Origin of the sequence: Varibaculum sp. (genome assembly GCF_008661855.1) — a bacterium.
Classification (GTDB): Bacteria; Actinomycetota; Actinomycetes; order Actinomycetales; family Actinomycetaceae; genus Varibaculum; species Varibaculum timonense_A.
Map to the genome: position 1 here is coordinate 1 of NZ_RPZY01000011.1, position 2,745 is coordinate 2,745.

Below are 2,745 nucleotides of genomic sequence, written 5' to 3' on the forward strand. Positions count from 1 at the left end.
GTGCCGCTTTCGCCCCCGGATAAACCTGCCGGGCTACGCCTGGTCAAATCCAGGTTCAAAGCTTCCGTTTCGGAAAGCGTGCCTACAAAGGTTGGTTTTTCTCGATCCCATACCTGTTCACGGCGGTCTATAGGGTTGGGGGTAGAGGCAGGGGAGCCTTGCCCCTTTAGTGGCTCTGGGGCTGATTCCGAAGAATCTGGCGGGCTGAAAATACTGCGGGAGCTGTTTGTTCCGGTTTGAGGATTCTGTTTGTCGATTTGCCCGCTGCCAGGTCGCATTCCATGTAAGGAGACTATTTCTGCGGCTTCTTTAGGGTCGGCGCTACCATCTGCCCCGGTTGGTTCTGCGATAGAAACATCTTCAAAATCGTCCTCGTCCTCTATCGGGAGGTTAGGGGAAGCGTCTCGTTTTCCTCGCGCGGCCGAAAGCGCATCTAAGAGGGCGTCTGTGCCGGTGTCAGGTTCGCTAGGGGGAGCGGGTTGGGGGGATGAAACCGGGAAGAATTCTTCAAAACTGGAAACTTTCGATGCCGGTCGGGAAGTCTCAGTGAGCCAAATTGCTTCCTGGTCGATAGCATTAACGCTAGAAGAACCAGCTTCCATATGCCAGCGTGCAGACAGCTCTCTCGCTTCTTGGGTGAAAGTTAAAATAATTTCCCAAGGCCCTTTCCCGTCCCGTACCGCGTCCCAGCGTAAAGAATCTGCAGCTACCCCGCGGGCAGCTAGGCGATCAATCACCAGTTCTCCTAGCTGTGGGGAATCTGATTCCCCACCTACCTGACAGGAGCGAGCCAGGCTCGCCGCGTGAGAACGCTCAGCTAAAATCGCGGTGGCGTAGCGACGAACTTTTTCTTCGGGAATATCAAACTTGGCTGCTACTTCGTTAATGGTGCTGCCTGCCCGGATTAAAGACTGGATTTTTCGAGGTGAAACCACTTTTTGTGGGTTTTGGGGCACCGCCTCTAAATTGGGTCTCGTGACTCGTACCGCGTCACGTAGCTGTTGGGTAATCGCAATGGCATAACGCTCACCGTCACCATCATTAAGAATTAGCTGGTTTCCGTCTGGGTGTAGCCCGAGCAGCTCTAGGTCTTTCATGTTCCTCCCATTCCCCTGCTTAGAGACTGCCATGTATGCGGGAAAAATTGCCTATTACACGCGGTGTGTCTGTCGTATCTAGCATTTTATGATTTGAAGTGTTAATATCCCCGCGTCTATTGTTTTCTTAACTCTAGATTTAAATACTGCTTTTAGAAGGGAAGAGCCATGGCAACAGATTATGACGCCCCCCGTAAAAATGAAGAAGAAGAGGAACAAGATTCCCTGGAAGAGCTGAAAGCTCGCCGAGCGGAAGCCTCTGGTTCCTCTGAGGTTGATGAGGACGAAAATGCGGCGGCAGAAGATTTTGAGCTGCCCGGCGCGGATTTGTCTGGTGAAGAGTTATCTGTCCAGGTTATTCCGGCACAAGATGACGAGTTTACCTGTTCGGTCTGCTTCCTAGTTCAGCACCGTTCCCGTCTGGCGGGGGCCGAAGACGGCAAACCGGTTTGCCGTGACTGCGCCGAATAAACTGTGCCGATGAGATTCTTTTCTTCTCGTCACCGCCAGCGGGTCACTCAGGAAAGTGAGGGTACTGAGGGCGCTGCTGCCATAGACAGTGCAGATCAGACGATAGCTGAGGAACAGTTGCCGGAAACTCTTCCAGCTGAGGGAGGGGATCCTAGCTTAGATGCGCCCTGCGACTTAGCGCCGGAGTCTACCGAGGCTTTAGGACCCTATTCTGACGGTGAATCTCCGCAGGGAAGCCAGTTTCTAGACTTGGGTGCTCTCAGAATTCCGCTAATTACGGGATTGCAAGTGTTTCCGGTGCAAGATGCGCACGGCAATATCTTGGCGATAGAGATAGTGTCCGCTGCCGCCCAAATGCAGCTTTCTCCTTTCGCGATGCAACGTTCTGGGGGGCTTTGGGATGAGATTCGCGAAGAGCTTGTCGAGCAGCTGAAAACGCAGGAATACCAGATTTTTCCGCTGCCCGGTCCTTTCGGGGAAGCGATATTGGCTCGGCCAATCCCGGGTGGAAAATCTAGTGGCGAGGGTGCATTTCCACTGCTGCTGTGGGGGATTGAGGGCGACCGCTGGTTTTTGCGGGTGATTGTGCGCGGTCAGGCGGCGGAGGACGAAAATGCTCGTGCAGGCCTCCTAGAAGTCCTGCACGGCATGGAAGTAGTAAGGGGTGACCAGGCCAAAGTACCCGGCGAACTGTTGCCAATTGAACTCCCTCCGGAAGTAGCTGACCAGTTAAAATCCGGTGAGGAAGCAGAGCAACAGTGAGTGTGGGGGAAATGGAAAACGCTCGGGAAAACGCTGACTGGGAGGTCTCCTCTAAAGTTAGTGATGTTCGCGAACGCCAACAGGCCCGCCTGTATGGAGTGTTGCGGTCAGTTACCTACCCTACCTCTGCCGCGTCCGGCTCTTTTACAGCCACCTTGTTTGACGGTACCGGTTCGATAGAAGTGGTTTGGCTTGGTCGAAAAAATGTTCCGGGAATCAAACCGGGCATTCGGCTGGCAGTGCAGGGAATGGTGATTTCTCGCGCTAGCGGGTTATGCGTAATAAACCCCAGTTTCCAAATAGCCCCAATGGTAGACAATGAACGCTAACGCCAACGAACACTCCTCCAGGTTTAGAGGACAGGAGGAAAATTCCCTTGATTCGTCCTCTTTACGAAAAGAAGCCATGGAAAAAC

Annotated in this window: 4 protein-coding genes; 3 read left to right on the forward strand and 1 reads right to left on the reverse strand. The window is 53.3% G+C overall.

The window, feature by feature from the left end; genetic code table 11:
• A partial coding sequence (gene sepH, locus QZT94_RS01195) for a septation protein SepH (RefSeq protein ID WP_296773095.1) occupies positions 1–1,097 on the reverse strand: 1,097 nt, incomplete at its 3' end.
• 168 nt (positions 1,098–1,265) lie between these two features.
• On the opposite strand from sepH, the gene QZT94_RS01200 reads away from it, so the two are divergent.
• The 3 genes from QZT94_RS01200 to QZT94_RS01210 are packed head-to-tail and all read left to right on the forward strand — an operon-like array spanning position 1,266 to position 2,659.
• Positions 1,266–1,568 (forward strand): DUF4193 domain-containing protein, encoded by a 303-nt coding sequence (locus QZT94_RS01200; protein WP_072509405.1) that lies wholly within the window; start codon positions 1,266–1,268, stop codon positions 1,566–1,568.
• A 9-nt stretch (positions 1,569–1,577) separates the two neighbouring features.
• Positions 1,578–2,330 (forward strand): DUF3710 domain-containing protein, encoded by a 753-nt coding sequence (locus tag QZT94_RS01205; protein WP_296761063.1) that lies wholly within the window; start codon positions 1,578–1,580, stop codon positions 2,328–2,330.
• Positions 2,327–2,659: a hypothetical protein gene (locus QZT94_RS01210; protein ID WP_296761061.1), complete on the forward strand. Its 333-nt coding sequence runs from the start codon at positions 2,327–2,329 to the stop codon at positions 2,657–2,659. Before QZT94_RS01205 ends, QZT94_RS01210 begins: the two co-directional genes overlap by 4 nt.
• The last annotated feature ends 86 nt before the right edge of the window (positions 2,660–2,745 follow it).

Bases quoted from the DNA above. Each gene is read 5' to 3' on its own strand.
- QZT94_RS01200 (WP_072509405.1), top strand. From the start codon at position 1,266: ATGGCAACAGATTATGACGCCCCCCGTAAAAATGAAGAAGAAGAGGAA.
- QZT94_RS01205 (WP_296761063.1), top strand. From the start codon at position 1,578: ATGAGATTCTTTTCTTCTCGTCACCGCCAGCGGGTCACTCAGGAAAGT.